Below are 24,862 nucleotides of genomic sequence, written 5' to 3'. Positions count from 1 at the left end.
AAAAGCCTCCTCTTCTTCAGTAGAATAAATGAAAAAGCCACCCCAAATGGAGCGGCCTTCTTATCGATTCAATCATGAATAAGACGAGGTCCAGCTCCACTTCCCTCCGCTAGTACAAACTAGATCAGGTTCAAAGGGTCCAAGATTTCCTCTTGTCTCAGTCATACATGACTCCCCTAGTGGACTTTTGTCATTTAATTATCTTTACTCTACACATGTGGAGATTTGCTGTCAACCGCCTTTCTTAATTCAACGTTCTGATCGTAGGCAGCTTCTCGATCCCCGCAGCATAGTAAAAATTAAGGACACTGAAGAAATCAATTGGTTTTCCTGTTTTCAAATCAACAGCTAAAATATGATCGCCGTAATTTGTCATGTCATCTATATCTAAACGTCTTGGCGTTGTCTTTCCAAGTGTATCAACAAAGCTACTATGGTAGAATTGTCCGCTAGCAAACGATGATTCATGATACATAAATAATGTCTCTACATCTAAGTAGACGAGAATGGCCTCAGATGAACTCGCATAAGGAGCAGAGTACGATACTGGTGCCGAGATACTTTTCACTTTTACACTTTCAACAGAATGGGTTCTCTGATCATATTTTCCATCATATGAGAAATAAAATACACGCTCCCATTTATAATCGGCGGTCTTCGATTGTTTGTTATACACTTTTGTACCATTAGCGAAAACATCCCCATTGGCATACTCAGCTACAAAGTATTGCAAGGTGGAAGAGAGGGAAACAGCCCCTGTGAAATTGGGTGGGTTTTTTGCATTCACTTGTAGTGTGTAAGAGTCTCCGAAATCTCCACTGCTTGTGATACCGAATGCGTAGTCACCTGCTGGTAAATTGGTCAAACCAAGGAGACTGCCTGCTGGCTGAATCAAGTCCGTCGGATAAGCTTGTCCAGTTTCATAATCAACAACAAATAATTGTACGAAATAATCGGGATTTGAAGAGGTAATTCGGCTGATGAGTGCCTGAGGTGAAGTCGTACTTAACAACCATAAATCGACTGGGTCGTCCTCTGATAAGACAACTGATTGGTTGATGGCTAATCCATCAATGGAGCGAACGGAAGATGTACGCATCTTGCCATCTTTAGCGGTTTTTCGTTTGATACTGATTCCATTTTTCTTATCTACTTTAAAAGATTTTTTTAACTGTTTCTGTTTGATAGCGGTTCCTTCATCCTGCTTCAAAAACGAGTCTTGCACTTGCTGAATGGCTTTTTCCGTCAGTGGTGATAATTTACCATCTGTTTTCGGTGCTTCTTCTGCTTTTAATGCTGGTGAAAATAAACCTGTTGTGACGAGTAGAATGGATAATAAAGCGGCAGTCATTTTTCCATAAAAAGCTCTCACAGGAACATCCCCTTTTTCCTAATTTGGGCTTTATACCCTGTGAATATTTTACCATTTTTTCGTTCGTTGTTATGGTCTTTTTTAGGAAATCTTTATGACAAAAAAACCAGCCGTATGTTCTACGACTGGTTTTTTGATGACTTTATGAAATGGTTTTAACAAACAGGCGTGCTGTTTCTGCACTGGAACCTGGATTTTGTCCAGTAATGATTTTTCCGTCAACTACTGCGTATGGTGCAAAGGCATCTCCTTTTTCAAACGCTGCCCCTTGCTCACGAAGTTTTGTTTCCAATAAAAATGGCACCTTTGATGTCAGCTGCACAGCTTCCTCTTCTTCGTTTGTAAAGCCTGTGATTTTTTTGCCTTCGATGAATGATTTGCCATCTTGATCCTTCACATCAACGAATGCTGAAACGCCGTGACAAACAGCACCGACTGCACCATTTTTGTTTGAAATTGTTAAGATTGCATCGGCTACCAATTGATTAGATGCAAAGTCGATCATTGGGCCGTGTCCTCCTGCAAAGAAAATGCCATCATAATCAGCTGGGTTCACATCTGTAAGCGCCTTTGTGTCTTGAAGTAATTCATATACATCTTGATATTGCGCTGGAACACCTTCTGGAATGGAATTTTTATCAATAGGAACAGTTCCACCTTGAATCGAGACAATTTGAACGTCTAATTCATTTTCTTTAAAAATATGAAATGGCTCTGCCAATTCTTCTAGCCATAAGCCTGTTGGATGTCCGTTCATTTCTGAACTGCTTGTGGATACTAATAACACTTTCTTACTCATCTTGATCATCCTTTCGATTTATCATGTGGTTATTTTACATTTCGCACAATTAAATATCAAGCAATTGAACTTTAGTACAGCTCTTTATGGTATACCCGATTCTCTAAAAAATATGGCATGACATCAAATCTAATCTATATGTCACATTCTATTGATAGGGAATTTCATGTAAAATTGTCATTGAGTGATATCATATGAGGTAAGATGGATAGGTCTCACGGATGTGAGGGGACTTTTAAAGGAGTGGAAAGTAGATGAAAACCTATTCGATTGTGATGATCATCATCACGCTCTGTATCATATTAGCCGTCTTTTTGATGAATTTAACAGGGGTCATGTACGGAAAAATTATTTTGGCTGTAGCCGTTGCGCTATGTCTGACCTCCATTATTCGTTTAATGGGTCTTCGAAAAAGTTAAAAGCCGCCCTTTACTAGGGGCGGCTTTATTCATGGTTACATTGCCAGGATAAGCGCAATTAATGCAAGCAGCGCTGGTACGCCTTGCTTGACGATGATTGATTTATTAGATGTCACACCGCCGAATACCGCAGCGATGATCACGCAAAGAATGAAAAATAGCTGAATCATATATCCAACAGTATTCGATCCGAGAATGAGCCCCCAAATGAGTCCAGCAGCCAAAAACCCGTTATAAAGCCCCTGATTGGCAAACATCACTTTTACATTTGGATCTTTTTGCAAGTGTTCTGGCAGCTTAAAGGATCTTTTTGCCATCTTTGATTCCATAAAAAACATTTCTAATAACATAATGACAAGGTGTTCTAATGCGACAATCCCTACTAGTATTATTGCTAAAATATTCAATTTAGTTAATTCCTTTCTGATAGACGATCACGAATTTCTATTTTATCCGTGTATAAATCAAAGTCTTGTATTAATTCAAGTGCTTCAGTAAAGCGGCTTTGTGGAATGTCTTTCATTTTCCTCACACCAAATTCCTTTTTAATAAAAGCCATGATGGTATTGATATGAAGCTTACCATGACCATCATACTCCAAATGGCTGCAAAAAGTCTGCATCGTCCCTCTTATTCTTATCACCTTTAATTGCTTAGCAGTGACACAACTCATTGGTAACGCTCATCCTTTCCTTTGTTTTAACAGCTAAAAAGAACCATGTATGAAAGAAAAACCTTCCAGTCCCTATTATATAATGATTTCATTCGGATATCAAAATAAAAAAGAACAGACATTCGATCGAAAAGCCATTCTTTTCATCAAAATCAGTTTATGTCCATATCAAAAAGCCGGATTCAATGGTAGAATCCGGCTTTCTGTTTAGTTACTTTTAGAAATTAATACCTTTCCAACAGAACGATCCTTACTTTGTCCAACAACTTTAAAGGATAGACCGTATGTTGGCACATCACGTCCTGCATCTGGATTTTTTGGATTCACATAATTCTTTTTATCACTAAATGTACGAGTCGGGCGAATATAGCGATCTACCAAAGTTAAGCCAGTTGTCGCTGTATAATCAATATTGAGCTTCGTACTTGGGTTCAAAGAAAATGCAGCATCATGTACTTGGAAACCTGTAGCAGCAATAGAGCCGTCACTCCACTTCAATATTTGCTGATCTGCATCTACTACACCAAGGAAACCGTTCCCTGGGTGTTTTCCTACCCAGTTATCACTGTAGGATTGATCGACATACCACACGACCAAACCGTTATTATAGCTCATTAGACTTGCCCCGCGTTTGATATGCTTTAAGCCTTTATCGACGTCAGCATAAGAGCGCCACTCTAGTAAATAGTATTGTGCTGCATATTGTTTTCCATTTGATTTCGAGAATCCGTTAAAAGTGAAAGTAGACGTGCCCTCGGCATCATCTGACCATACTTTCGTTCCATCTGCAGTGATGTTTAAATCATCTACAAATAAGCCTGGCAGTGAATAACCTGCATCGGTTGTATAACGGAATTGCAGGTCGATTTTCTTCCCTGCATAAGCAGAAAGATCAAAGGTTGCATCTACCCATCCATCTGATTTTCCGTCAATTCCATTGCCTTCGTTCGCTCCAGCTTCATTTCGATCGTTTGTGATGTTACCAGCAATCGTCTTCCACTGATCGGTTCCTGTTTCACGAACTTCTACATATGCATAGTCATAATCTTCTTCGATATCGTACCATGCTTTAAATGTCAGCTCTGCTTTGCTCCCTTTCGACAAATCGATACCTGTTGTCGTCATGGTCGCATTTAAATTGTCACCCGTTCCGCTAAAGTACGCATGTTGTCCTTGAGCAGGTTTTGTGACCTCAATCTCTTTATCTGGTAAATCTACCCGAACCGCATCATGGTTCGTTCCTTTTGTTGCTGCTTCATCAATCAGCACTGTTTTGCTTTTCTTTAATGTTTTACCATCGATGGTTTGTCCAGTAAGCCAGTTACCGCCATGCAAGTTTTGAAGCATTTCTTTCGCATATGGACTAAAGCCTGTTGGTTCCGTTCCAGGGACTTTACCTGCCCAGCTTCCGCTTGACATGATCGACCAGTAGGAAACGGGCTCGCCTCCGCCTGTGTACTGTGTATCGTACTCATCAGGAAGACCAAGGTCATGTCCGAATTCATGTGTGAATACGCCTGCCGCACCATCTTCAGGCTCAATGGTGTAATCTAACGCACCTAACTTTCCGCCTTGTCCAACTTCAGATTCTGTGTTTGGAATTTCAAATACATCACCAAGTGACCAGCGGTGCGACCAAATCGCATCAGAGCCAAGCTGTCCGCCGCCAGCTTCTTCACCTACACCAGCATGAACGACCATCAAATGGTCAATGATGCCGTCTGGTTCGTTATAAACGCCGTCTCCATCCATATCATATCGATCCCATTGATCATATTCACTAAGATCAATATTAGGGTCCTTTGCTGCAGCTTCTAGTGCTTCTTTCACCAATTCACGCGGTCTACCGTCACTGCCTGATTCATCAGGTACGTTCCCGCCATAATAGGCTGCTTCATGCTTCGCTGTATACCAGCCAGCAACCGTTCCACTGATCGTATAACTACCGCCAGACTGCTTCTCATAATATTGCTTCATGGATACTTTTCGTTTCCCATCTGGACCGATGTAGCCATTTTTCCCAAAAAGCATGTCTTGATAGTGCTGTTGATCGTACTTGTCATAGTACATATCAGTCTCTTCTTTTTTAATACTATTATGCTTATAATCTTTAAAATCTACTAATAAAACCAATACCTTATCATTGCGAACTTCGCCTTTATACTTTTCTTTTTTGACCGGTTTTACATGATTGCTTTCTTTTCCATTATGCTTCTTTAACTTTTTCTTTTTGGCTAATTTGTTATGTACCTTTTGTTTGTATTCTTTCAGAAATTCAGGCTCTTCTGTTAAGGTGCTTGCACTTTGTTTCATAGCGGATTCTTCTTTATTCTTTAGATAGTTCTTTAGTGCTTTTTGGGTTTCTGCTTCATTGGCGTTCTTTTTGATCTTTCCTTGTTTTTTCAAGGCTTTGATGAGACGGTCTTCATTCACGACACTTGCGTCAAATGGAACACCTGAATAATGACCGCCATCTGAGGATGTTGATTTCTCTGTGGTGTGGGCAGATAGAGGGGTGCTGAAAGCTGCCAATGTGCCTAAACTGAGGACAGCCGTTAGTGCAATACTCGTCCATTTCCCTTTTTTCATTTTGGTTCCTCCCTAATTTGGTAATAAATAATATCTAATTCTAGCATATTCCAATATACTTAAGTCGAAAAACATTTTATTTTCAGAAACTTTGTGGAAAATGCACAATACGGGAATGAAATGAGTGAACAAGGTGTCGAAAATAAAAGAACCCTAGACGATAAACGCCTAGGGTGTTTGTTGTTTTACTATGAAAGTTGCTGACCTTGAAAGGCAACAACGTCAAGTGGAGCGGCTAAGAATTCTTTTGCCTTCGCGACGAAAGCTTGGAAATGTGCACTCGCATTATGGCTCTGAACCGCAGCGTCATCTTTCCACACTTCTACCATTAAGAAGGTATTTTCCTTATCTGTATCCTTGAACAACTTGTAGGATACATTGCCTTCTTCCGCTTGTGAAGCTGTCATTAATGCATTGATTTCTTCTAGAAATACGGTTTCTTTTTCTGGATGAATGGTCATCCCTGCATGAATAATAATCATCTAATCGTCTCCTTTTTAATAGATATTATTTCCACTCTGTAATGCGTTCAATCGGTAAGCGGTAAGATGCATAACCTTCGTCAGCAGCTTTCCCAATTGATAAAAGCATCACTGGTACATAGCGTTCTTTATCCCAGCCAAATGTTTCAGCGATGACTTCTTTATCAAATCCGCCAATTGGATTTGTATCATAGCCATGTGCACGTGCTGCAAGCATAAGCTGCATAGACACAATTCCACCGTCAATTAAGATTGTTTCGCGGTTGACTTGCTCTGGAAGTACCTCAAAGTGTGCAGTAAGTGCAGCAATTTGTCTTTCTTTCACTTCTTGCGGCATGTAGCCATGTTCTACTGCTTTTGAATAAATTTCATCTAAGTATTCATTGCTTTTCATATCTGCAAATACGGCAATGACAGCTGCTGATGTTGACACTTGAGTTTGGTTGAATTTTGCAAGTGGTGCAAGCTTTTCTTTTCCTTCTGGGCTGTCAATGACCATGAAGCGCCAAGGCTGTGCATTCACTGATGATGGTGCAGTTGTTGCTTCTTCTAGAATCTCTGCCATTTCTTCTTTGCTGATTTTCACAGCTGGGTCATAGTTACGAATAGAACGGCGTCCTTTCATAATTTCCATAAAATCGTTTGTTTTTAATGTTGTAGCCATGTTGAAACACTCCTTTAAGTTGTTTGAATCTTTTCGATGTTTTGTTGTATTCGGCTGAGCACATCAGTGAGAAGCTTTCGTTCTTCGTCACTTACGTTCTCTAGCATTTCTGAAATAAATCGTTCTTTTTCTTTTTTAGAAGCTTCGATTCTTGTTCTGCCTTCTTCTGTCAGACGAACAAGTGTGACTCGATTATCTTCTGGCTTTCTTCTGCGCGTGACCATTCCTTTTGTTTCTAACTGTTTTAAGTGACGCGTCACAGCCGCACTATCAATATTTACTTTTTTCTGCAAATCTGACTGGCTGATTTCGTCTGCTTGAAATAACAGTGAGAGCAACTCTAATCTTGATTGGCTGATGCCCGTGCATGCTTCGAACTTCACGCCCATCATACGGTTCACGCACTGCAAACGGTATAATACCTCTGCTTCTTCAGAGCAAAATGCAGTCAATGCCATCCCCTCTTTTCTATTCAGATCAATTAGTTGATATATCAATCATTGACTCGTCAACTAATATACACCCATTATTTCAAGATTGCAAGAGGTTTGTTTCATAAAGTGAAATTTTTTATATCAATAGAAAAAGACGAGCTGAACGCCCGCCTTTTTAACACACCATATAGGTGGGAATCTCCACCTAACCCTTATATAAAAAAGAACAAAAGCGACGAAGCACTTTTGTCCTTTTTTCTTTATTCTGTGATCACCGTGTGAATGAGAGTTGGTGCATCCGCATGATCTGCGATGCGAATGTTGTCATAAATTTTCTCCATGACATTCGCAACATCTTCTCGATTTGCATGAAGTGTTACGAGTGAATCTCCTTTTTCAACACGATCGCCAACTTTTTTGTTCAGCATGATACCAACTGATAGGTCGATATCGTCCTCTTTTGTTGCACGTCCTGCTCCAAGAATCATGGCTGCAACACCGATTTCGTCTGCGACGATCTCAGCAACCACACCTGCTTCTTTTGCAGGAACTTCGATTTGGTAAGGGGCTTGCGGCAGTTTTTCTGGTTGATCTACAATCGAGCCGTCTCCGCCTTGGTTTTCTAAGAATTCCTTGAATTTCTCAAGGGCTTTGCCGTTTTTCATGACTTCAATTAGCTTTTCTCTTGCTTCATCAAGCGTTTCTGCTTTTTTCGCAAGAACGACCATTTGACTTCCTAATGTGAGCACAAGCTCGTTTAAGTCTTCAGGGCCTTCGCCTTTAAGTGTGTCAATGGCTTCTTTCACTTCAAGGGAATTTCCAATCGCTAATCCTAACGGCTGAGACATATCAGAGATGACAGCCATCGTTTGTCTGCCAACGTTGTTTCCAATACGGACCATGGCTTTTGCAAGTTTCTCAGAGTCTTCAGGTGTTTTCATGAAAGCACCTGCACCTGTTTTCACATCTAATACGATTGCATCTGCGCCAGCAGCAATTTTCTTACTCATAATCGAGCTTGCAATGAGCGGAATTGAGTTAACGGTTCCTGTCACATCACGAAGGGCATAAAGCTTTTTATCCGCTGGTGTGAGGTTGCCTGATTGACCAATGACCGCTACTTTATGACGGTTCACGAGCTCGATGAATTCATCTTTTGTAATTTCTACGTGGAAGCCTTTTACCGCTTCAAGCTTATCCACTGTACCACCTGTATGTCCAAGACCGCGGCCAGACATTTTCGCTACAGGTACATCAAGTGCAGCCACAAGAGGTGCAAGTACAAGCGTTGTTGTATCACCTACACCGCCTGTTGAATGCTTGTCTACTTTAATGCCTTCAATGGCAGACAGGTCAATCGTGTCTCCTGAGTTCGCCATAGCGAGCGTTAGGTCTGCACGTTCTTGATCCGTCATATCTTGGAAGAAAATCGCCATAGCCAAGGCACTTGCTTGGTAGTCAGGAATTGTTCCGTCCGTATATCCTTTGACAAAGAAAGAAATTTCCTCTGAAGATAATTCTTTTCCGTCACGTTTTTTCGCAATGATATCTACCATTCTCATTGTTTTCACCATTCCTTTTTTTAAATTAGTAAATCAAACCGACAACGCCTGCTGTTAAGAAGCTGACAAGTGTTGCACCAAATAGAAGCTTTAATCCAAAGCGTGCGACCACGTTTCCTTGTTTTTCGTTTAAGCCTTTGACTGCTCCAGCAATGATACCGATAGAAGAGAAGTTCGCAAATGATACAAGGAATACAGAGATAATCGCTTCTGTACGAGCAGTGAAATGGAAAGCATCGCCAGACAGGATTTGCATTGCCACAAATTCGTTGGAAACCATTTTCGTTGCCATAATGCTTCCTGCTTGTACTGCTTCGCTCCAAGGTACACCAACAATGAAAGCAAATGGAGCAAATACATAACCAAGTACATCTTGGAAAGACACACCGATAACAGCTGTAAAGATTCCATTAATCATCGCAATTAATGCAACGAATCCAATCAACATCGCAGCGACAACAATCGCTACTTTGAAACCGTCCATAATATATTCGCCAAGCATTTCAAAGAAGGATTGCTTTTCTTCTTCAACGACTTCAAGCATGTCTTCGTCCTTAGCTACTTCATATGGATTGATAATAGACGCGATAATAAATCCACCAAATAGGTTCAGCACAAGTGCTGTGACCACGTACTCTGGTTTAATCATTTGCATGTACGCACCGACAATCGACATCGATACGGTCGACATGGCAGATGCACATAATGTATAAAGACGCTGCTGAGGTAATAATCCGAGCTGTTTCTTAATGGAAATAAAGACTTCTGATTGGCCTAAAATCGCAGACGCTACTGCGTTGTAAGATTCTAGTTTCCCCATACCGTTTACTTTGCTGAGCAGATAACCGATTCCGCGTACGATAAGCGGAAGGATACGCCAATGCTGCAAGATACCAATCAATGCCGAAATAAAGACGATCGGCAGTAAGACGTTGATGAAGAAAGTTGATGCCTTATCATTCATTAATCCGCCAAATACGAAGTTGATTCCTTCACCGGCATAGCCTAGTAGCATTTGGAATCCTTTTGCAAAGCCTCCGACTAGGAAGTTTCCAACACCTGTATTGAGCAGAATATAACCTAAAATAAATTGCAGTACAATCATGACAATTACTGGACGGAATTTTACCCGTTTTTTGCCGTTACTAGCTAGCCATGCAATGGCGAGAATCACCAGCAAACCGATGATACCAATCACGTATTTCATGTTTTTCCTCCTCGAATGAATTCGTTTACATTAATGCGCTTGTATGGAACAAACCCTATTTTGCAAACAAAGTGCGGAAGAAATTCCCAGAAGTGAGATCCTTCCGCATATGACTTTTTCATCATTTATGAGTCACGAATGTTATCCTACCATAGGATCGTATGAATTAATAGTCTTTCGAAGGAGCTGATTGATCCCCTTTGATAATAGAAACGCCTGCACTCGCACCAATTCGGGTAGCGCCTGCAGCTAGCATTGCCTCAACATCTTCTTTTGTTCTCACACCGCCGGATGCTTTCACACCGATGTCAGGCCCTACTGTTTTACGCATTAATGCGATGTCCTCAGCAGTAGCACCGCCTGTACTAAATCCAGTCGATGTTTTCACAAAATCAGCGCCAGCTTTCACTGAAAGCTCACAAGCTTTGACTTTCTCTTCATCTGTGAGTAAGCACGCTTCAATAATAACCTTCACAAGTGCTTTCCCTTTTGCCGCGTCTACAACTGCACGAATATCTTGCTCAACTGCATCATATTCGCCGTCTTTCAATGCCGCAATATTGATAACCATGTCCACTTCAGTTGCACCATTCTCGATGGCATCCTTTGTTTCGAATGCTTTCACTGCTGTTGTGTTTGCACCTAGCGGGAAACCGATGACTGTACAAACGTCAACGCCTGTTCCTGCTAGTTCTTTTGCCGCAAGAGATACCCATGTTGGATTCACACATACGGATGCAAACTGATGAGTCTTTGCTTCTTCAAGTAACTGCATAATTGCAGCTTTCGATGTATCTGGTTTTAGTGCTGTATGATCAATGAGCTTTGCTATCGTCATGCTTACACTTCCTTTTAATTATGATACTTTCATCATATATGACCGATGAACAATTGTAAACATAGTTATGAAATTTTGTTCAACTATTTTGTGACATTTAAAAGAGCCTTTGCTGTATGCTGATCAATAATCAAGACGTTCGCATATTTTCCTCTTAGTGCCCCGTGGATAGAAGCTACCTTGCGATGTCCGCCAGCAACAAGAATAGAACGTTCTTTTGTCCTTAAATCATCAAGCTCCACGCCAATTGTACGGTTGTTAATCGCTGCACTGCAAATTTTTCCTTCTTGATCATAAAAGCGCGAGCAGATGTCTCCGACGCTGGATGCTTTGAGCAGTGCTTTTTCTTCTTCGCGGAAGTAACCAAGTCTAAACAAAAGGGCTTCATCTCTTACCGTTCCAACAGTGAACACAGCAATATTCGCCTGTTTGCCCATTTCAATGATGCGCTGAATATGTCTGTCCTGTTCAACCATCTCTTTGACGGCAGCACTATCAAATACAACAGGAAGCGGCAAATAGCGCGGTGCTGTTTGAAAGGCCTCTGCAAACAGCTGGATGGTTTCCGCAGAATATGTATTCACATGGGAGTGGCTAATCCCGCCCTTCAGCTGGACAACCTCTACACCTTTGACCTGTTTAGGTTGCATCTTTTGAGCAATTTGATACATAGTGGTTCCCCAGCTCACACCAACGATATCACCGTCTTTTACTGTGTTTTGCAAGTACTCAGCACCAAATTGGCTCAAGTATTCGGTGATCGTAGGATAATCATCTTTGGGCGAAAACACCACATGAGCTTCGAGCAGGTCATATTTTTCCTTGAGCAACGAAGAAAGCTCATTTAAGTCTTCAAACGGGTCCATTACCGTTATCTGGACGTACCCCTTCTCCTTCGCATATTGAAGCAGCCGAGATACAGTTGGTCTCGACAGGTCGAGCTGTTTGGCAATTTCCTGCTGGCTGTAATCCGATAAATAATATAGCCTTGCCGCTTCAATACTCAGTTGTTGTTTCTCCCGATCCATTCGTACGCCTCCTTTTTTCTTCTATCATAACAAATTGTTCAACTCATCATGCACAAATGTTCATTTGAAGAAAATCGTATAGGCGGCTTGGAACGTCTCATTCTTCCCTAAAGTTTGAATACCGAACTTTTCCTTGTATTGTCCATTCGTCCCTTCAACATCGGCAATACCGTACCAAGGCTCAATACAAACAAAAGGAGCCATTGTGCCTTTTTCTTGATCATAAGGTGACCAAATGCCAACGAACGGAAAACCAGTGAGATCAACCTCAACCCCGTGACCTGCCTGAGACGTCAATGACACTCGATTGATATGACGAAAGATCATCGCATCATGCTGAAAAAGCTCTGGTCGAAGCTGAATCGGTTCAAACTGAATCCCTTTTTCTTTCTCCCTGATAAGTGAATTTTTCAGTTCATATTGGACAGGAAGATGCTCAGTAGAAGGCGTCAATGTCAGGGTATAATCCGCTGTACGTTCTCCTTCAACAAGCGGGACTCGAAATGCGGGGTGACCTCCAATAGAGAAATACATCGTGTCATCTCCAGCATAATCAATTTCCCAGGAAATCATCAGACCATTTTCCGACAGCTCGTATCGAATACGGGCGGTAAATTCATAAGGATACTGCTCGATATGACGACCTTTTGATTCATATTGAAAAGTCACTGTATGTTTCGTTTCTTCATGTACATCAAAATCAACATCACGCAAGAATCCATGCTGCGTGAGCTCATAGGTTTGACCATCTATCTTATATTGGTCATTCTTTAATCGCCCAACAATCGGGAATAAGACAGGCGACACCCTGCCCCAGTATGCAGGATCGCCAGACCACATATATTGACGTCCACTTTCCTTATGAAGCACCTCTCTGACCTCGGCACCTCTCTCATTGATCTGAATCAATAAATGATTATTTTCAAGTCTTCTCATTTCACACATCCCCTTTCCATCTTCTTTTATTATGACAGGGATTTTGGTTTTGAGTATAAAAGAGTTATTTATAATAAAAAAGACTTCTCCCTTCTAGGGGAAAGCCTTTAAAATAACTTATTCATCATCTTCTTGTATAGTCCATTTAAGACCTTTGATTTGTTTTAAACTCTCAATTTCTTCTTCGTTTTCAGGAAAAATATAGCTCTCCTCTTCATGTGAGCTTGAAACCATCCACTCTTTTCCATTTTTGAAGAATGATAAATCCTCCAGTAAATTAGGGTGAACCCACCCGTATAGAGAGTTCGAAAGTTCTTTTAACAAATTTTTTGTGTGTTCATTGGCATAATAATAATAAACATAAGCTGTTTGACCATCTCCTAGAATCGTAGTAGCCCACTCAGACTCTTCCTTCATTTCTTTAAGAGATGGTGAAAGTTTATTTAGAATTTCACGATAATCATCAAAATCAGCTAAATCTTTTCTAAAAACTAATTGGAATTCATCACATACTTCACAACATAAATCGATGAGCGCATTGTATTCCTTCTTTTTTGGTTGACGATTTAAAACAAACATCAAAACCCTCCTATATCCGAACGCCTACTAAGTTTTACGTAACTTATGTGCCCCAGTGTCTCTCAATTGATGAATTCAATAACTTCCATTTTATATTGATGTAATAATATAATAAAGTGATATATTTTTCCGTTTATCTTAAAATTTTATTAAAAAACTCAAACTAAATGCTATGGATACACGTCTATTATATATACTATCTATTAGTTTTCTTAATTTAAGTAAAGATGCTTGTCATTAATGGGGGATTCATTTTCATGAACAGCAAGGAGAATCGTTTACGTTATATATTAGGATTAGATGGGCTAAGAGCCATTGCTGTATTGGCGGTCATTGCTTATCACTTACATATTGGACCTGCGAGCGGCGGGTTTCTTGGCGTTGATTTGTTTTTTGTGATCTCTGGTTACTTGATTACGACGATCTTGTTACATAAACAGGATTTGGGCTATCAAGAGCTTTTGCCATTTTGGATGGGCCGGATCAGAAGGCTCCTTCCAGCTGCATACGTGATGATTTTCTTAACCGTCAGCTGGTGTGCGATTGCGGGTTCGAATGCACTTTTGTCCATTCGTGGCGATGCCTTATCGTCCTTTTTTTATGTCAGTAACTGGTGGTACATTTTCCATCAGCTGTCTTATTTTGATAGCTTCAATGCTGTATCTCCACTGAAAAATTTATGGTCTTTGGCGATCGAAGAGCAATTTTATATCATTTGGCCAGTACTATTGATTGCAGGGCTAAAATGGGTAAAAAATAGATCCCACCTGCCAATGATCACCTTTGGCCTTGCGCTTGTCTCCGCCTTATGGATGGCGATTCTTTATTCACCAGATATGGACCCAAGTAGGGTTTATTATGGAACAGATACTCGTGCATTTGCGCTTCTGATTGGGTGCAGCCTAGCATTTGTATGGCCCATGCAAAGACTGTCCAGCAAAAAGCTACTTCCTGTTGGCAGGCGTATTTTACATATCGCTGGTTTTGGATCGTTTGCAGTTTTTCTTCTATGTGTTTATGCAGTGGACGAATTTGACGGCTTTCTCTATCAAGGCGGCATGCTTTTATTCTGTCTGAATGCAGCCATTTTAATTGCGTGCATCTGCCACCCTGCAAGCCTACTAGGAAAATGGCTCTCCTATCAGCCACTCGTCTGGCTTGGAAAGCGTTCTTATGGTATTTACCTGTGGCATTATCCCATCATCGTGCTGACCACCCCTGTCATTGAAATTGGACAGCCTTCTATGGGACGTGTCGCATTGCAGATCATTGCCATTTTACTCATTGCAGAGGCTTCTTACCGCTTCATCGAGCAGCCGATTCGCCGGCTTGGCTTCAAACAATATTTTGCCTCTTGGTCTATTTGGAAAAAGGGATACAAACAATGGTCTACGTCTCATAAAGTGTTCCTTGGAATCACTGCGGCTCTTATCATTTTATTTACCATTGGCATGTCCAGCTCATCTCATACGTCTCCACATGCCAAGGAAGTGACACAAATTAAGACGGCACCGAAAAAAGCAGGCGACTCTACGGAATCAAAAACGAAGAAAAAGAAAGAAAAACACGAGAAGAAAACAGCAGATCAGAAGCAGTTTCACCAAATTCTTGCTATTGGTGATTCCGTCATGCTAGACATAGCAACGAATCTTGAAAAGGCATATGCACAAGTCACTATCGATGCAAAGGTTGGCAGACAAATGAACGAAGCCGTCAGCATCGCTCCTCAGTATGCTTCATTTAATCAATCTAATGCCGCTGTTATCATTGAGCTTGGCACGAATGGCTATTTTACTGAGGGCACATTGACAGCATTCATTCAGCAATTTTCAAAGGCGCATATTTTCCTTGTGAACACAAGAGTCCCAAGGTCTTGGGAAAATGATGTGAATGCAGTCATTCAGCGAGTGGCCGATCAACATGCCAATGTGACCCTAGTCGATTGGCATTCAGCCGCTACCGGACAGCCATCTTATTTTCAGCCTGATGGTGTTCACCTTTCAACTAAAGGCTCTGACACATTGACACAGCTCATTACAGCGAGTATCAAGAAAAAAGGAGATGTGTCATCTTCATCATAAGAAGACTAGCATCCTGTGAAGCAATTTGTGCAATTGCTCTACTAATAATAGAAAATTAAAAAAGACATGCTTTCCCATGATTAGGGGCATGTCTTTTTTTGTGATGGATTGCAGGAGCATCTGCAGCTCGGAGCTGCATTATGTTTTACTTTTAAAAGACCAAACTATGACGGGTATGAGAATTAACGATAAAATTCCTCCGCTTAAAGATAATGCAGCATAACTCGTATTCGCAACGATCATTCCTGAAAGAGCGCCGCCAGAAGCACCTGCTAACGCAACAAAAACATCGAGTGTTCCTTGGGTTTTTGCCCGGGTTGATGGTTCTGTAGAATCAACTATTTGAGCAGTACCACTAATTAAACCAAAGTTCCATCCCAATCCAAGTAAAGAAAGAGCAATGATTAATAGAATCATTGAATCACTTGGTGCGAATGCTGCTAATAAACCAGCAAGTAACAATGTGATGCCCGACGCTATGCTCATAGCTGTTCGTCCTAGTTTATCTACAAGTACACCCGTGATAGGTGAAGGAAGATACATCGCACCTATATGAAAACCAATCACAATGCCCACTTCGGCTAATCCATGACCATGATGCTGCATATGCACCGGTGTCATAGTCATGAGTGCAACCATGACGATTTGAGTTAAGATCATAACCGCGGCACCTACTGTAAGCCCTTTTCTATCTATTTTTTGATCAGCAGAATCTCGTTGATTTCCATGCCCATGCTCTGCTTTGTAAATTGCTATTTTTTGAGCAATGACTAACGGATCAGGACGCAGCAGAATAAAAAGGACAAGACCTGCTACAATAAATGCTGCTGCTGATAAAATAAAGGGACCCGCAAGTGCTGGAACACCAATTGATACTGCTAATTCCCCCATCATTTCAACTAAATTCGGACCTGCTACTGCTCCAAATGTTGTCATGACCATTGTCATACTAATTGCAGTTGCACGTTGTTTAGAATTCGCTAAGTCAGTCCCAGCATAACGAGCTTGTAAATTTGTAGCTGTTCCTGCGCCGTAAATGAAGAGCGATGCAAATAGTAAAATGACACTATTCATCATAGCTGCAATCACTACACCAATTGCTCCTAGCCCTCCAGCAACAAAACCTGCCGATAAACCGATGCGCCGTCCATAACGTTGCGAAAGCTTTCCTACAATGAAGGCTGACCCAGCTGACCCCAAAGTAAATAAAGCGATTGGGACTCCTGCATAGGCTTCAGTTCCAAGCATTTGTTGAGCTAAAAGTGCACCTACCGTAATTCCTGCGGCTATACCAGCCCCTCCAAATATTTGCGATAGACTGACAACGAACAATACTCGTTTAAATAATTTTTTCAATTTTTGGGGTGAATCTATATAATTCTTCATTACATCTTGTTCTGTATCTAACACTTGTAAACACCCACTTGAGATTTATTTACAAAATGTAACCATTATATCAGTTCAGTCTTTCAGCCTACAATCCTCGATTCGAATCTTTTTCACTCTCGGCCATTTACATTGAGGACAACTTATTTTTAAAGGGGAACATGAATAAAGCTGCCACATGACTGATCTATTCTTTTAAACTGACGCATATCTTAGAGTGAAGATGTTTTCATTTCGTTACCCAGACTAGCAACCTGCTAGTCTTCTTTTATGCCGTTAAAAGGCTGGCTTTCAGCGCTAACCCACGCTTTTCCTTCGTTTTTTGATCCACTAACGCAAAATTACCATTTTCATACGCTAATGAAAATAATTGTTCGATATGAAACACACCTGTCTCAAACCTCCTGCTCAATAAATGCAGTGTTGCAGCAGAGGCGACTTGAGCTGTGGCTTGAGACTCATCATGCCCTTTTATTCCAAGTGCTGCTTGATGAACCTTGTTCCTCTCCATCCCTGTCGCCTCCACTTTCACTGCATATTGATCTGTTCCCATTTGAGCCGATTGAATCATGGAAATGGCTCTTTCCTTGATTTTAGGAACAGTGAGAAGGGACGTCATTCCAAGGCTCCTTGTGAAGGCAAATGCCCGAGTTGCCACGCGAGAATCAAAACAAAGCCTTGTCGTCACAGAAGGCACGCTGAGCGTCGTAGGCAATGTCTGCTGATCAGAGAAAGGGAACTGATAGGCTTGCCTCTTTCCAAGTTTCACCCCAAAATCTATACGCTTGCCTCCAGTAAAGCTTTTGACTCTTTTACGTTGATGATGCTCAGTAAGCATATAGTTAGTATGGACATTGTCAAGCGTCCATTCAATGGCGGCTTTCCCATGCTGATCACCCAATCCAAGCATAATCCCTATATCTATTTGATCCACTGTTGAGAGCATAGATGATGCTTTCGCTGCCAATAAATTCGTAAGGCCAGGCGCAAGACCGACACTGAGTAAAGCCGTTGCACCGATGTGCTGCTGATCCAGCTTTGCCACCTGTTCCATGTACGCTCCTTTTGCAGAGATATCTATATAATCAATACCTGACCGGAGAACTGTTTCAGCAAATGACGGGTCTTCTTGATCAAGGCACATAATTACCAGCCTTGTTTGATCCATCCAGTCCGAAAATAACGGCTCACTAACATCTAATTGATAGGGAAGAACCTTCCCTTTTGTCTGGCGTGAAAACTTCACTGCCTTCTCATAGCTTCTGCCTGCCGCAACAATTTGTCCGGGGTACACTTCGCTTAGCTGAAGACATATTTGTTGTCCAACATGTCCATAGCCGCCTATCACCATCACCTGTGTTCTCATTTCTCATCCGCCTCTCTACGACCTCGCTTGCAAACAAGACCTTTGATCATTCCTGCCTGAAAGTAAGGTCTGATGTCTTTAAATCCTGCTTTGATTAAATGCTCTTTTATTTCTTCCTCGGGAACAGGGTGTGTCGTGTGTCCCAGCCTGTTTTTAAAGGACGTAAACACATCTTTTTCTAAGCCTTGTCGCTGCATGAACAGAGAAAGCATGTGAAGCTCCTGTTGAAATGCATGGGACTTCATCTCGCCCTGTATAAATGCCAACATAAACGGCGCATCTGGTTGAAGCCTACGGGCAACCTCCTCTAAAAAGAGCTGACGCTTTTCTATAAAATGAATAACAAGCAAGCTCACCGCTGCATCGTAAACAGGTTCAGCTGAAACCGTATCTAATGAAGCCTCATGCCATGTGACACGCGCCTCCTTTTCTAGCTGTGCCACCCGCTGTTTCGCCATGTCCAGCATAGAAGGTGACGGATCGACCCCAGTGATGTGCCAATCTCCTTTTCTTTGTAACATGTTGATGATCTCTTCGCCCCCACCCGCTCCAACAGTCAAGATGCGGGAAGCCGCTCCCTTTAATTCAGTTTCTAATACGTCTATTGTCAACTCATGCAATAGCTGATAACCGGGTACTTTATAGGCAATCGTCGCTGCATATGACTCAGCCACGGGATCGTGCCAATGCTGGTTTTCTTTCATGTCCTTCTCCTCCAATTCCTTTCCGCTTTACATCGTTTCCTGTACACTAACGATATGACATCTTTATTGTAAAAAGAGACAACAGAAAACACGATCCCTAAAAGTGGGGATTTTTGAGGAGGAGATCCTGTGACCAATCCAGCCACTCATTTTCAGCAGCTGAGACAACACATTCGGGACGAACTTGCTGCCGTCCTTGATTTTGATGCAGCCTGTATCACGACCATTGATCCAGCCACTCTCCTCTCGACAGGTTCCTTCACAGATGAACCGATTGAAGACATTCATAACCAGCTGTTTCAAAATGAGTTTTTAAAAAGGGACGTACATCAGCATGAAACGCTAGCCAAAGGCCCCGTTCATGCTGCGAGCCTTGTCCAAAGCGGAGAATACCTTAGTAGTGAGCGCTACCAAGACATTTTGTTACCTAATGGATGGTCTGATGAATTGCGGGCAGCTCTTGTGATCCAAGGGGAATGCTGGGGCATTGCCAGCCTCTATCGTCTAAAGGACAAGCAACCTTTTCAAGAAAAAGAGATCCAAGCGGTCATCGAACAAACGCCAAGACTTGCAGCCAAGCTAAGAGATGAACTTTTCAAGAAAAGAGATACGGAAGAAGACGCGGCGGCGGAGCAACAAGGCTTCCTCATTCTCTCGCACGATTACAACCTTCTTTATGGAAATGAGACAGGTCTTCATTGGCTTCAGACGTTTCAAGCCTTTGAACAAATCCATGACAAAACGATCATGCCGCGCCCGTTTAGGGCATTAGGGGCAAAACTTTTATACGGCGATATTGAGCAAACCGCGGCAAGCATGACGAGATTGCCCACGGGGTTGTTCCTCTCTCTTCAAGCATTTCGATTAGCGCAGGCAGCAGGTCAGGAAGAGGCTGTCATGATTCACATCAAGAGAGCTCAAACCCATGATATTCTTCCTTATGCGGCAAAAACGTACAAGCTGACAGAAAGAGAGATGAACGTCCTCGACTGCTTATTAAAAGGACAGTCTACAAAGGAAATTGCCAGTACTTTATTTATTTCAACCCATACCGTCCATGATCATGTGAAGGCGATGCTGCAAAAGACAAATTTGAGCAGCAGACGGATGCTTGTTTACTTTTTCTCTCACATATAAAAAAGCGGCTACCTTAGTGGTAGACCGCTTCAGATTGTTGACAAAGGGCTAAAATGATTTTTATTTTAGCCCTTTGTCTTCTTTTCAGCGTGATAGAAAACCTTTGCAGTCTAGGAAGGACGAGCACTGGCGCGGAGCGAATATAACATTCGTGAGCACCAGCGCGCAGGACTGACAACGAATGCGAGGGTTTGTCTACACGCTGAAGCGGCTACCTTAGTGGTAGACCGCTCTTTTTGTTTATTTTCCTAAAACTAATTCATGCAGGATATGGGCAACTCCGGCTTCATTATTGGATTTTGTCACAACATCTGCTACTGCTTTGACATCATCAATGGCATTTCCCATGGCAACGCCGCATCCCGCAAATTCCAGCATCGATACGTCGTTTCCATTGTCACCAATGGCCATGACCTCTTCACGAGCAATTCCCAGCTCTTTCGCTAGAAGCTTCACGGCATTCCCTTTGCTGACTTCAGGATGCAGGATTTCAAGGAAGAAATCTGTACTTTTCACCATCATGTACTTTTCTTTCACTTCAGATGGAATGGCTTGTATCGTCTTTTCTAACCGTTCTGGCTGATCAATATACATCATCTTCGGTAATCTCATTGAAGGATCTGCCTCTTCAACAGGTAAATATTTAAGCGGCAGCTTTGTTAAATAGGATTCAAGTACTGTGTACTCACTAATATCTCGGTTCGGTGTGTACAAATGAGCTGAATCGAAATAATGCATCGGTGTATCGAGCTCACGGCTCAGCTTATATAAAGAAGTTAAATCCTCATAGGATAACGTCAGTTCTGACACCACTTCATTTGTGTGACTGTTTTGGACAAGCGCCCCATTGTAGGCAATCACATAATCTCCCTCTTGATTGAGCTGAAGATCATCTAAATAGCGATGCACTCCGCCAATCGGCCGTCCTGTACATAATACGATTTTAACTCCCTCTGCTTTCGCCTGTTGAATGGCTTCAAACACCTCATCCGGCACCATATGTTGATCATTTAATAACGTACCATCCATATCAATTGCAACTAATTTATACATTCACTGGTCCCCTTTTCTCAGCAAAACATGTGCTGCACTATTTTGAGCCATCATCTAGATGATGACAGGTTATATCATTACTATTTACCTATTTTAGCCTATCGTTTTTTCATCACGCTGTCTACTTGTTCTCACCTGTAACAAAATTGTCAAATGCCTTCTCTATTATATCGTATTCTATTCATCCTGCTGTAAATAGAGTTTCTGCCCTATTCCAACGGGGAAATGAAAACAAATGTTCACCAATGAATATTTTGAAACTAGCAATTCTAATTGTATGATGGATAGCAAAGAAAGGAGGTGCAGGGAATGATTACGTTTACTAGAGGTAAATTGTCAAAAATGTCTGGTGTGCATATTGAAACCATTCGTTTTTATGAAAATGAGGGTGTGCTCCCCGAACCAAAGAGAGCACATAACGGCTATCGTTTATATGATAAAAAATATGTACTCATGCTATCCTTTATCACAGAAGCAAGAAAACTAGATTTCTCACTCAAAGAAATTCGCGAAATTATCAAATCGCTATTTGAAAAACAATCAAAGACAGAAGCTGAACAGCTGCTCGAACAAAAAGTGGAGGATATTCAACACTCCATTCATGAGTTAAAGAAGAGGAAAGCTGCCATTCAATTGTTAACAAAACAAACATTAGCGAACATCAGCTAATTGTAAGGGCTGCCAAAGATGTGCCAGTGTTTGCCACTGGCACCCCTCTCCGCCCAGGTGCCAAGTGCGCGTGCGATTCAAACATCAGTTATACTAGAGACAGCTTTACTTGATATCAAACGAGTGGAAGGGGTTTTGTAGAATGAACATTGCAACCATTGGAACAGGTGTGATTGTGGAAAGCTTCTTGCAAGCGATTGAACAGCTTGACGGCGCTTCTTGTCATGCCGTCTATTCAAGAAAGGAAGCAACGGCAAAGAAGGTCGCAGACAAATTTGGTGTAAAAACGACTTATACAGATTTAACGGCTATGCTAGAAGATCCAAACATTGAAGCCGTTTATATTGCATCACCGAATCGATTACATAGTGAGCATGCTACGGCTGCATTAAGAAAAGGAAAACATGTGATTTGCGAAAAGCCTTTCACCTCAAATGTCAAAGAGCTGGAAGCCTTAATCGCTCTCGCAAAGGAAAAGCAGCTTCTTCTATTTGAAGCCATTACGACCGTTCATATGCCAAACTATCATTTCATCAAAAAACACCTTCATCAGTTAGGTAAAATCAAACTGGTTCAATGCAACTATAGTCAATATTCAAGCAAATATAATCAGCTGCTAGCCGGCGAAACGCCAAATGTCTTTAACCCTGAATTCTCAGGAGGAGCATTGATGGATATTAATATCTATAATGTCCATTTCATCATGAATCTCTTCGGATCACCGGAGCAGGTTCGCTACCAAGCAAACCGTCACCCAAATGGCATAGATACATCTGGTGTTTTGACTTTCACCTACAATGATTTCATTGCAACAAGTGTCGGCAGTAAGGATACAAGCAGCATGAATTTTGCATTGATTCAAGGAGAAAAAGGCTTCATTCATGTGAAAAACGGTGCGAATGGCTGCGAGGAAGTACTTCTCCATGTGAATGATCAGGTGACCTCACTCAATGCACAAACAAATTCAAACCGCCTATTTTATGAAGCAGAGGCTTTTCAGCACATCATTGAAACAAAAAATCATGAACAGTGCTATGCATGGCTTGATGAAAGTCTCTCCGTCATGAAAGTCCTTGATGCTGCAAGAAAAGATGCAGGTATTGTTTTTCCAGCAGATCAATTTTAATGGAAAAAACCGCCTTCTGATGTGAGGGCGGTTTTTAATGATTAAATACTCTTCGAATAGGCAACAAGGCGCTGAGACATGTGGTTTACTTCATCGACTGCAGCATTCACTTGCTCTGTTAAAGCAGCCTGTGTTTGTGTAAGAGCTGTCATATTCGAGATATTATCAAGAATTTCATCAATTTGTGTTTTCATATCCGTTAAACTAGATTCGATATTCTCCGTTGCATTGGCACTATGAAGCGCCAGTTTACGTACTTCATCTGCAACGACTGAGAATCCTCTTCCTTGTTCACCAGCTCTTGCTGCCTCAATCGCAGCATTTAGACCAAGCAGGTTCGTTTGGTTCGCTACTTCTTTGATCAAGTCAGAAATATTTTTCGTCTCATCTGCACTATTTTTTGCTAGATTGGCAGCAGATGTTGACTGCTCTTGTGCAACAGCAAGCTCTTGCGCTTGATTTGTTACAGAGCTGATTCCTGATACCATCTCACTGATTGAACTTGAAAGCTGTTCTACTTGTGACGCCATTTCATTCGCTGTTTTCTCTTTGTTTTTTTCTAACGTGATGTCACGAATGGTTCCAGCGACACGAAGAGGAACACCTTTTTCATCACGAATGGTTTCACCACCAGCATGATACCAGCGATACTCGCCATTTTTGCTCTGCAATCTGTAATCAATATCAAATGGCGTGCGTCCAGAGTGATCATTCAAATGATCTGCAAAAGCTTGAAGAGCCTTTTCTTGATCCTCAGGATGCAGGCGGTCGCTCCAGCTGCTTAATACGTTTGGGAAATCCTTTTCGTCCGTAAAACCAAGCGTTTTTCTGAACTGCGGAGACCACCAGAACTCGTTATTCGGATTGACTGGATCGCCGGCCTCTACGACCATGTCCCAAGGAGCTTCCACAAGCGCACGGTTGATCAAGTCATATCTCGTCACGAATGCTTGTAGTTCTTCTTCTTTCAATTTCTGATCATGAATATCAAAAAGAGCCCCCGCCACACGAAGAGGGACACCATTTCGATCACGAATGGTTGTGCCAGTTGCTTTGAACCAGCGATAATCTCCGTTTTTCAACTTCAAGCGATATTCGATATCATATGGTGTACGTCCCGAATGATCCAATAAATGCGTAGAAAATGCATTTAAGGTATATTCTTGTTCATCCGGATGAATTCGAGATGCCCAGCTGTCTAAAACATTTGGAAAATCGTGCTCGTTTTGAAAGCCTAGCATCTTACGGAAATCATCCGTCCATGTGAATTCATTTTTTGGATTGACCGGATCTCCAGCGATCACGACCATATCCCATAAACCAACTTGAATAGCTTTTGTCACCAAATTCATCCGCATTTGAATATCTTCATTTGCTTCCTGCATCTTTTCCAAAGCTTCATTTATTTGGGCTACTGCTTCAATCGTTTGACTTGAAGAAAATGCAGCAGTATCTATTCTTGTTGAAAGGTCTCCCTTCTCAATTCGTTCTACTAATCGACTACTCTCATTTAAAAGGGTTCCCGACGATGAATCATTTCCTTTTCTCATAAACATCTTTCATAACTCCTTTCATTTTTTCATGCTTTTTGAAATATTTTACAGTTATAAACAATTCTTTATTAGGACTTTAGTAATACAGAAGATATATCGACAAAAACTGAAAATTGTTTATGTCAGAATGAAGGCAAATGTTCATTTTTTCACGAAGTTTCAGATTTTGGGGAAAGGTCACGGAAAGGATTTATGGAAGAAAACG

The 24,862-nt window shown here is 41.5% G+C and carries 24 protein-coding genes and 1 riboswitch; of the genes, 5 read left to right on the top strand and 19 right to left on the bottom strand.

Going from position 1 to position 24,862, the window contains the following annotated elements; translation table 11 throughout:
* Nucleotides 1-84: 84 nt before the first annotated feature.
* Nucleotides 85-188: riboswitch (TPP riboswitch) on the bottom strand.
* Between the two features lie 56 nt (nucleotides 189-244).
* Together GPS65_RS00705 and GPS65_RS00700 are read right to left on the bottom strand one after the other, a co-directional pair.
* On the bottom strand, nucleotides 245-1,372 hold the full coding sequence (locus GPS65_RS00705) for a hypothetical protein (RefSeq protein ID WP_144481805.1): 1,128 nt from the start codon (nucleotides 1,370-1,372) through the stop codon (nucleotides 245-247).
* 142 nt (nucleotides 1,373-1,514) lie between these two features.
* A complete protein-coding gene (locus tag GPS65_RS00700; protein WP_144481806.1) occupies nucleotides 1,515-2,171 on the bottom strand; it encodes a type 1 glutamine amidotransferase domain-containing protein in 657 nt (218 codons plus the stop codon).
* Nucleotides 2,172-2,425: 254 nt separating this feature from the next.
* On the opposite strand from GPS65_RS00700, the gene GPS65_RS19225 reads away from it, so the two are divergent.
* Complete coding sequence (locus GPS65_RS19225; protein WP_162900865.1) at nucleotides 2,426-2,590, top strand: hypothetical protein; 165 nt, start codon at nucleotides 2,426-2,428, stop codon at nucleotides 2,588-2,590.
* Between the two features lie 35 nt (nucleotides 2,591-2,625).
* Here GPS65_RS19225 and GPS65_RS00695 read toward each other — a convergent pair whose 3' ends face one another.
* The 12 genes from GPS65_RS00695 to GPS65_RS00640 all read right to left on the bottom strand — a co-directional run bounded on the left by GPS65_RS00695 (nucleotide 2,626) and on the right by GPS65_RS00640 (nucleotide 13,582).
* Complete coding sequence (locus tag GPS65_RS00695; protein WP_012011772.1) at nucleotides 2,626-2,997, bottom strand: DUF1304 domain-containing protein; 372 nt, start codon at nucleotides 2,995-2,997, stop codon at nucleotides 2,626-2,628.
* A 5-nt stretch (nucleotides 2,998-3,002) separates the two neighbouring features.
* Nucleotides 3,003-3,263: an ORF6C domain-containing protein gene (locus tag GPS65_RS00690; RefSeq protein ID WP_161985297.1), complete on the bottom strand. Its 261-nt coding sequence runs from the start codon at nucleotides 3,261-3,263 to the stop codon at nucleotides 3,003-3,005.
* A gap of 207 nt (nucleotides 3,264-3,470) precedes the next feature.
* Nucleotides 3,471-5,852: an immune inhibitor A domain-containing protein gene (locus GPS65_RS00685; protein ID WP_161985296.1), complete on the bottom strand. Its 2,382-nt coding sequence runs from the start codon at nucleotides 5,850-5,852 to the stop codon at nucleotides 3,471-3,473.
* A gap of 188 nt (nucleotides 5,853-6,040) precedes the next feature.
* On the bottom strand, nucleotides 6,041-6,334 hold the full coding sequence (locus GPS65_RS00680; protein WP_012011775.1) for a putative quinol monooxygenase: 294 nt from the start codon (nucleotides 6,332-6,334) through the stop codon (nucleotides 6,041-6,043).
* A 25-nt stretch (nucleotides 6,335-6,359) separates the two neighbouring features.
* The gene (locus GPS65_RS00675; protein ID WP_012011776.1) at nucleotides 6,360-6,998 is read right to left on the bottom strand and encodes a nitroreductase family protein; all 639 of its coding nucleotides are present in this window, start codon (nucleotides 6,996-6,998) and stop codon (nucleotides 6,360-6,362) included.
* A 14-nt stretch (nucleotides 6,999-7,012) separates the two neighbouring features.
* A complete protein-coding gene (locus tag GPS65_RS00670) occupies nucleotides 7,013-7,456 on the bottom strand; it encodes a MarR family winged helix-turn-helix transcriptional regulator (protein ID WP_088002687.1) in 444 nt (147 codons plus the stop codon).
* Between the two features lie 236 nt (nucleotides 7,457-7,692).
* Nucleotides 7,693-8,994, bottom strand: a complete 1,302-nt coding sequence (locus GPS65_RS00665; RefSeq protein WP_012011779.1) for a pyrimidine-nucleoside phosphorylase — start codon at nucleotides 8,992-8,994, stop codon at nucleotides 7,693-7,695.
* 25 nt (nucleotides 8,995-9,019) lie between these two features.
* The gene (locus tag GPS65_RS00660; protein WP_058013304.1) at nucleotides 9,020-10,201 is read right to left on the bottom strand and encodes a NupC/NupG family nucleoside CNT transporter; all 1,182 of its coding nucleotides are present in this window, start codon (nucleotides 10,199-10,201) and stop codon (nucleotides 9,020-9,022) included.
* Between the two features lie 166 nt (nucleotides 10,202-10,367).
* Nucleotides 10,368-11,039, bottom strand: a complete 672-nt coding sequence (gene deoC / locus GPS65_RS00655) for a deoxyribose-phosphate aldolase (RefSeq protein WP_119125591.1) — start codon at nucleotides 11,037-11,039, stop codon at nucleotides 10,368-10,370.
* A gap of 83 nt (nucleotides 11,040-11,122) precedes the next feature.
* On the bottom strand, nucleotides 11,123-12,067 hold the full coding sequence (locus GPS65_RS00650) for a DNA-binding transcriptional repressor DeoR (protein WP_144474072.1): 945 nt from the start codon (nucleotides 12,065-12,067) through the stop codon (nucleotides 11,123-11,125).
* A gap of 60 nt (nucleotides 12,068-12,127) precedes the next feature.
* The gene (locus GPS65_RS00645) at nucleotides 12,128-13,003 is read right to left on the bottom strand and encodes an aldose 1-epimerase family protein (protein WP_144458147.1); all 876 of its coding nucleotides are present in this window, start codon (nucleotides 13,001-13,003) and stop codon (nucleotides 12,128-12,130) included.
* Between the two features lie 117 nt (nucleotides 13,004-13,120).
* A complete protein-coding gene (locus GPS65_RS00640; protein ID WP_144458149.1) occupies nucleotides 13,121-13,582 on the bottom strand; it encodes a stage III sporulation protein AH in 462 nt (153 codons plus the stop codon).
* 257 nt (nucleotides 13,583-13,839) lie between these two features.
* Here GPS65_RS00640 and GPS65_RS00635 point away from each other — a divergent pair, with 257 nt between their 5' ends.
* Nucleotides 13,840-15,663 carry an acyltransferase family protein gene (locus tag GPS65_RS00635; RefSeq protein ID WP_119125595.1) on the top strand — a complete coding sequence of 608 codons (1,824 nt, stop codon included), beginning with the start codon at nucleotides 13,840-13,842 and terminating at the stop codon, nucleotides 15,661-15,663.
* 138 nt (nucleotides 15,664-15,801) lie between these two features.
* On the opposite strand, the gene GPS65_RS00630 is transcribed toward GPS65_RS00635, so the two are convergent.
* The 3 genes from GPS65_RS00630 to GPS65_RS00620 form a co-directional block, all read right to left on the bottom strand.
* Complete coding sequence (locus GPS65_RS00630) at nucleotides 15,802-17,049, bottom strand: MFS transporter (RefSeq protein WP_263632747.1); 1,248 nt, start codon at nucleotides 17,047-17,049, stop codon at nucleotides 15,802-15,804.
* Between the two features lie 268 nt (nucleotides 17,050-17,317).
* Nucleotides 17,318-18,415 (bottom strand): saccharopine dehydrogenase family protein, encoded by a 1,098-nt coding sequence (locus GPS65_RS00625; RefSeq protein WP_144474068.1) that lies wholly within the window; start codon nucleotides 18,413-18,415, stop codon nucleotides 17,318-17,320.
* A complete protein-coding gene (locus tag GPS65_RS00620; protein ID WP_144474066.1) occupies nucleotides 18,412-19,119 on the bottom strand; it encodes a class I SAM-dependent methyltransferase in 708 nt (235 codons plus the stop codon). The genes GPS65_RS00625 and GPS65_RS00620 overlap by 4 nt, the downstream gene beginning before the upstream one ends.
* Nucleotides 19,120-19,248: 129 nt before the next feature.
* Between GPS65_RS00620 and GPS65_RS00615 the strand changes: the two genes are divergently transcribed.
* Complete coding sequence (locus GPS65_RS00615; protein ID WP_144474064.1) at nucleotides 19,249-20,256, top strand: helix-turn-helix transcriptional regulator; 1,008 nt, start codon at nucleotides 19,249-19,251, stop codon at nucleotides 20,254-20,256.
* A gap of 240 nt (nucleotides 20,257-20,496) precedes the next feature.
* Here GPS65_RS00615 and yidA read toward each other — a convergent pair whose 3' ends face one another.
* Nucleotides 20,497-21,309 (bottom strand): sugar-phosphatase, encoded by an 813-nt coding sequence (gene yidA, locus GPS65_RS00610; protein ID WP_012011789.1) that lies wholly within the window; start codon nucleotides 21,307-21,309, stop codon nucleotides 20,497-20,499.
* A 309-nt stretch (nucleotides 21,310-21,618) separates the two neighbouring features.
* Here yidA and GPS65_RS00605 point away from each other — a divergent pair, with 309 nt between their 5' ends.
* Both GPS65_RS00605 and GPS65_RS00600 read left to right on the top strand, forming a co-directional pair.
* A complete protein-coding gene (locus tag GPS65_RS00605; protein WP_012011790.1) occupies nucleotides 21,619-21,978 on the top strand; it encodes a MerR family transcriptional regulator in 360 nt (119 codons plus the stop codon).
* A 142-nt stretch (nucleotides 21,979-22,120) separates the two neighbouring features.
* The gene (locus tag GPS65_RS00600; RefSeq protein ID WP_119125600.1) at nucleotides 22,121-23,104 is read left to right on the top strand and encodes a Gfo/Idh/MocA family protein; all 984 of its coding nucleotides are present in this window, start codon (nucleotides 22,121-22,123) and stop codon (nucleotides 23,102-23,104) included.
* A gap of 41 nt (nucleotides 23,105-23,145) precedes the next feature.
* On the opposite strand, the gene GPS65_RS00595 is transcribed toward GPS65_RS00600, so the two are convergent.
* Nucleotides 23,146-24,660: a methyl-accepting chemotaxis protein gene (locus tag GPS65_RS00595; RefSeq protein ID WP_119125601.1), complete on the bottom strand. Its 1,515-nt coding sequence runs from the start codon at nucleotides 24,658-24,660 to the stop codon at nucleotides 23,146-23,148.
* Between the last annotated feature and the right edge of the window lie 202 nt (nucleotides 24,661-24,862).

Origin of the sequence: Bacillus pumilus, assembly GCF_009937765.1 — a bacterium.
GTDB lineage: Bacteria > Bacillota > Bacilli > Bacillales > Bacillaceae > Bacillus > Bacillus pumilus_O.
The sequence above is the reverse complement of the archived record's forward strand: the minus strand, read 5'-3'. Positions and strand labels throughout refer to the sequence as shown.

Bases quoted from the DNA above. Each gene is read 5' to 3' on its own strand.
- GPS65_RS00700 (WP_144481806.1), bottom strand. From the start codon at position 2,171: ATGAGTAAGAAAGTGTTATTAGTATCCACAAGCAGTTCAGAAATGAAC.
- GPS65_RS19225 (WP_162900865.1), top strand. From the start codon at position 2,426: ATGAAAACCTATTCGATTGTGATGATCATCATCACGCTCTGTATCATA.
- GPS65_RS00690 (WP_161985297.1), bottom strand. From the start codon at position 3,263: ATGAGTTGTGTCACTGCTAAGCAATTAAAGGTGATAAGAATAAGAGGG.
- GPS65_RS00685 (WP_161985296.1), bottom strand. From the start codon at position 5,852: ATGAAAAAAGGGAAATGGACGAGTATTGCACTAACGGCTGTCCTCAGT.
- GPS65_RS00680 (WP_012011775.1), bottom strand. From the start codon at position 6,334: ATGATTATTATTCATGCAGGGATGACCATTCATCCAGAAAAAGAAACC.
- GPS65_RS00675 (WP_012011776.1), bottom strand. From the start codon at position 6,998: ATGGCTACAACATTAAAAACAAACGATTTTATGGAAATTATGAAAGGA.
- GPS65_RS00670 (WP_088002687.1), bottom strand. From the start codon at position 7,456: ATGGCATTGACTGCATTTTGCTCTGAAGAAGCAGAGGTATTATACCGT.
- GPS65_RS00665 (WP_012011779.1), bottom strand. From the start codon at position 8,994: ATGAGAATGGTAGATATCATTGCGAAAAAACGTGACGGAAAAGAATTA.
- GPS65_RS00660 (WP_058013304.1), bottom strand. From the start codon at position 10,201: ATGAAATACGTGATTGGTATCATCGGTTTGCTGGTGATTCTCGCCATT.
- deoC (WP_119125591.1), bottom strand. From the start codon at position 11,039: ATGACGATAGCAAAGCTCATTGATCATACAGCACTAAAACCAGATACA.
- GPS65_RS00650 (WP_144474072.1), bottom strand. From the start codon at position 12,067: ATGGATCGGGAGAAACAACAACTGAGTATTGAAGCGGCAAGGCTATAT.
- GPS65_RS00645 (WP_144458147.1), bottom strand. From the start codon at position 13,003: ATGAGAAGACTTGAAAATAATCATTTATTGATTCAGATCAATGAGAGA.
- GPS65_RS00640 (WP_144458149.1), bottom strand. From the start codon at position 13,582: ATGTTTGTTTTAAATCGTCAACCAAAAAAGAAGGAATACAATGCGCTC.
- GPS65_RS00635 (WP_119125595.1), top strand. From the start codon at position 13,840: ATGAACAGCAAGGAGAATCGTTTACGTTATATATTAGGATTAGATGGG.
- GPS65_RS00630 (WP_263632747.1), bottom strand. From the start codon at position 17,049: ATGAAGAATTATATAGATTCACCCCAAAAATTGAAAAAATTATTTAAA.
- GPS65_RS00625 (WP_144474068.1), bottom strand. From the start codon at position 18,415: ATGAGAACACAGGTGATGGTGATAGGCGGCTATGGACATGTTGGACAA.
- GPS65_RS00620 (WP_144474066.1), bottom strand. From the start codon at position 19,119: ATGAAAGAAAACCAGCATTGGCACGATCCCGTGGCTGAGTCATATGCA.
- yidA (WP_012011789.1), bottom strand. From the start codon at position 21,309: ATGTATAAATTAGTTGCAATTGATATGGATGGTACGTTATTAAATGAT.
- GPS65_RS00605 (WP_012011790.1), top strand. From the start codon at position 21,619: ATGATTACGTTTACTAGAGGTAAATTGTCAAAAATGTCTGGTGTGCAT.
- GPS65_RS00600 (WP_119125600.1), top strand. From the start codon at position 22,121: ATGAACATTGCAACCATTGGAACAGGTGTGATTGTGGAAAGCTTCTTG.
- GPS65_RS00595 (WP_119125601.1), bottom strand. From the start codon at position 24,660: ATGTTTATGAGAAAAGGAAATGATTCATCGTCGGGAACCCTTTTAAAT.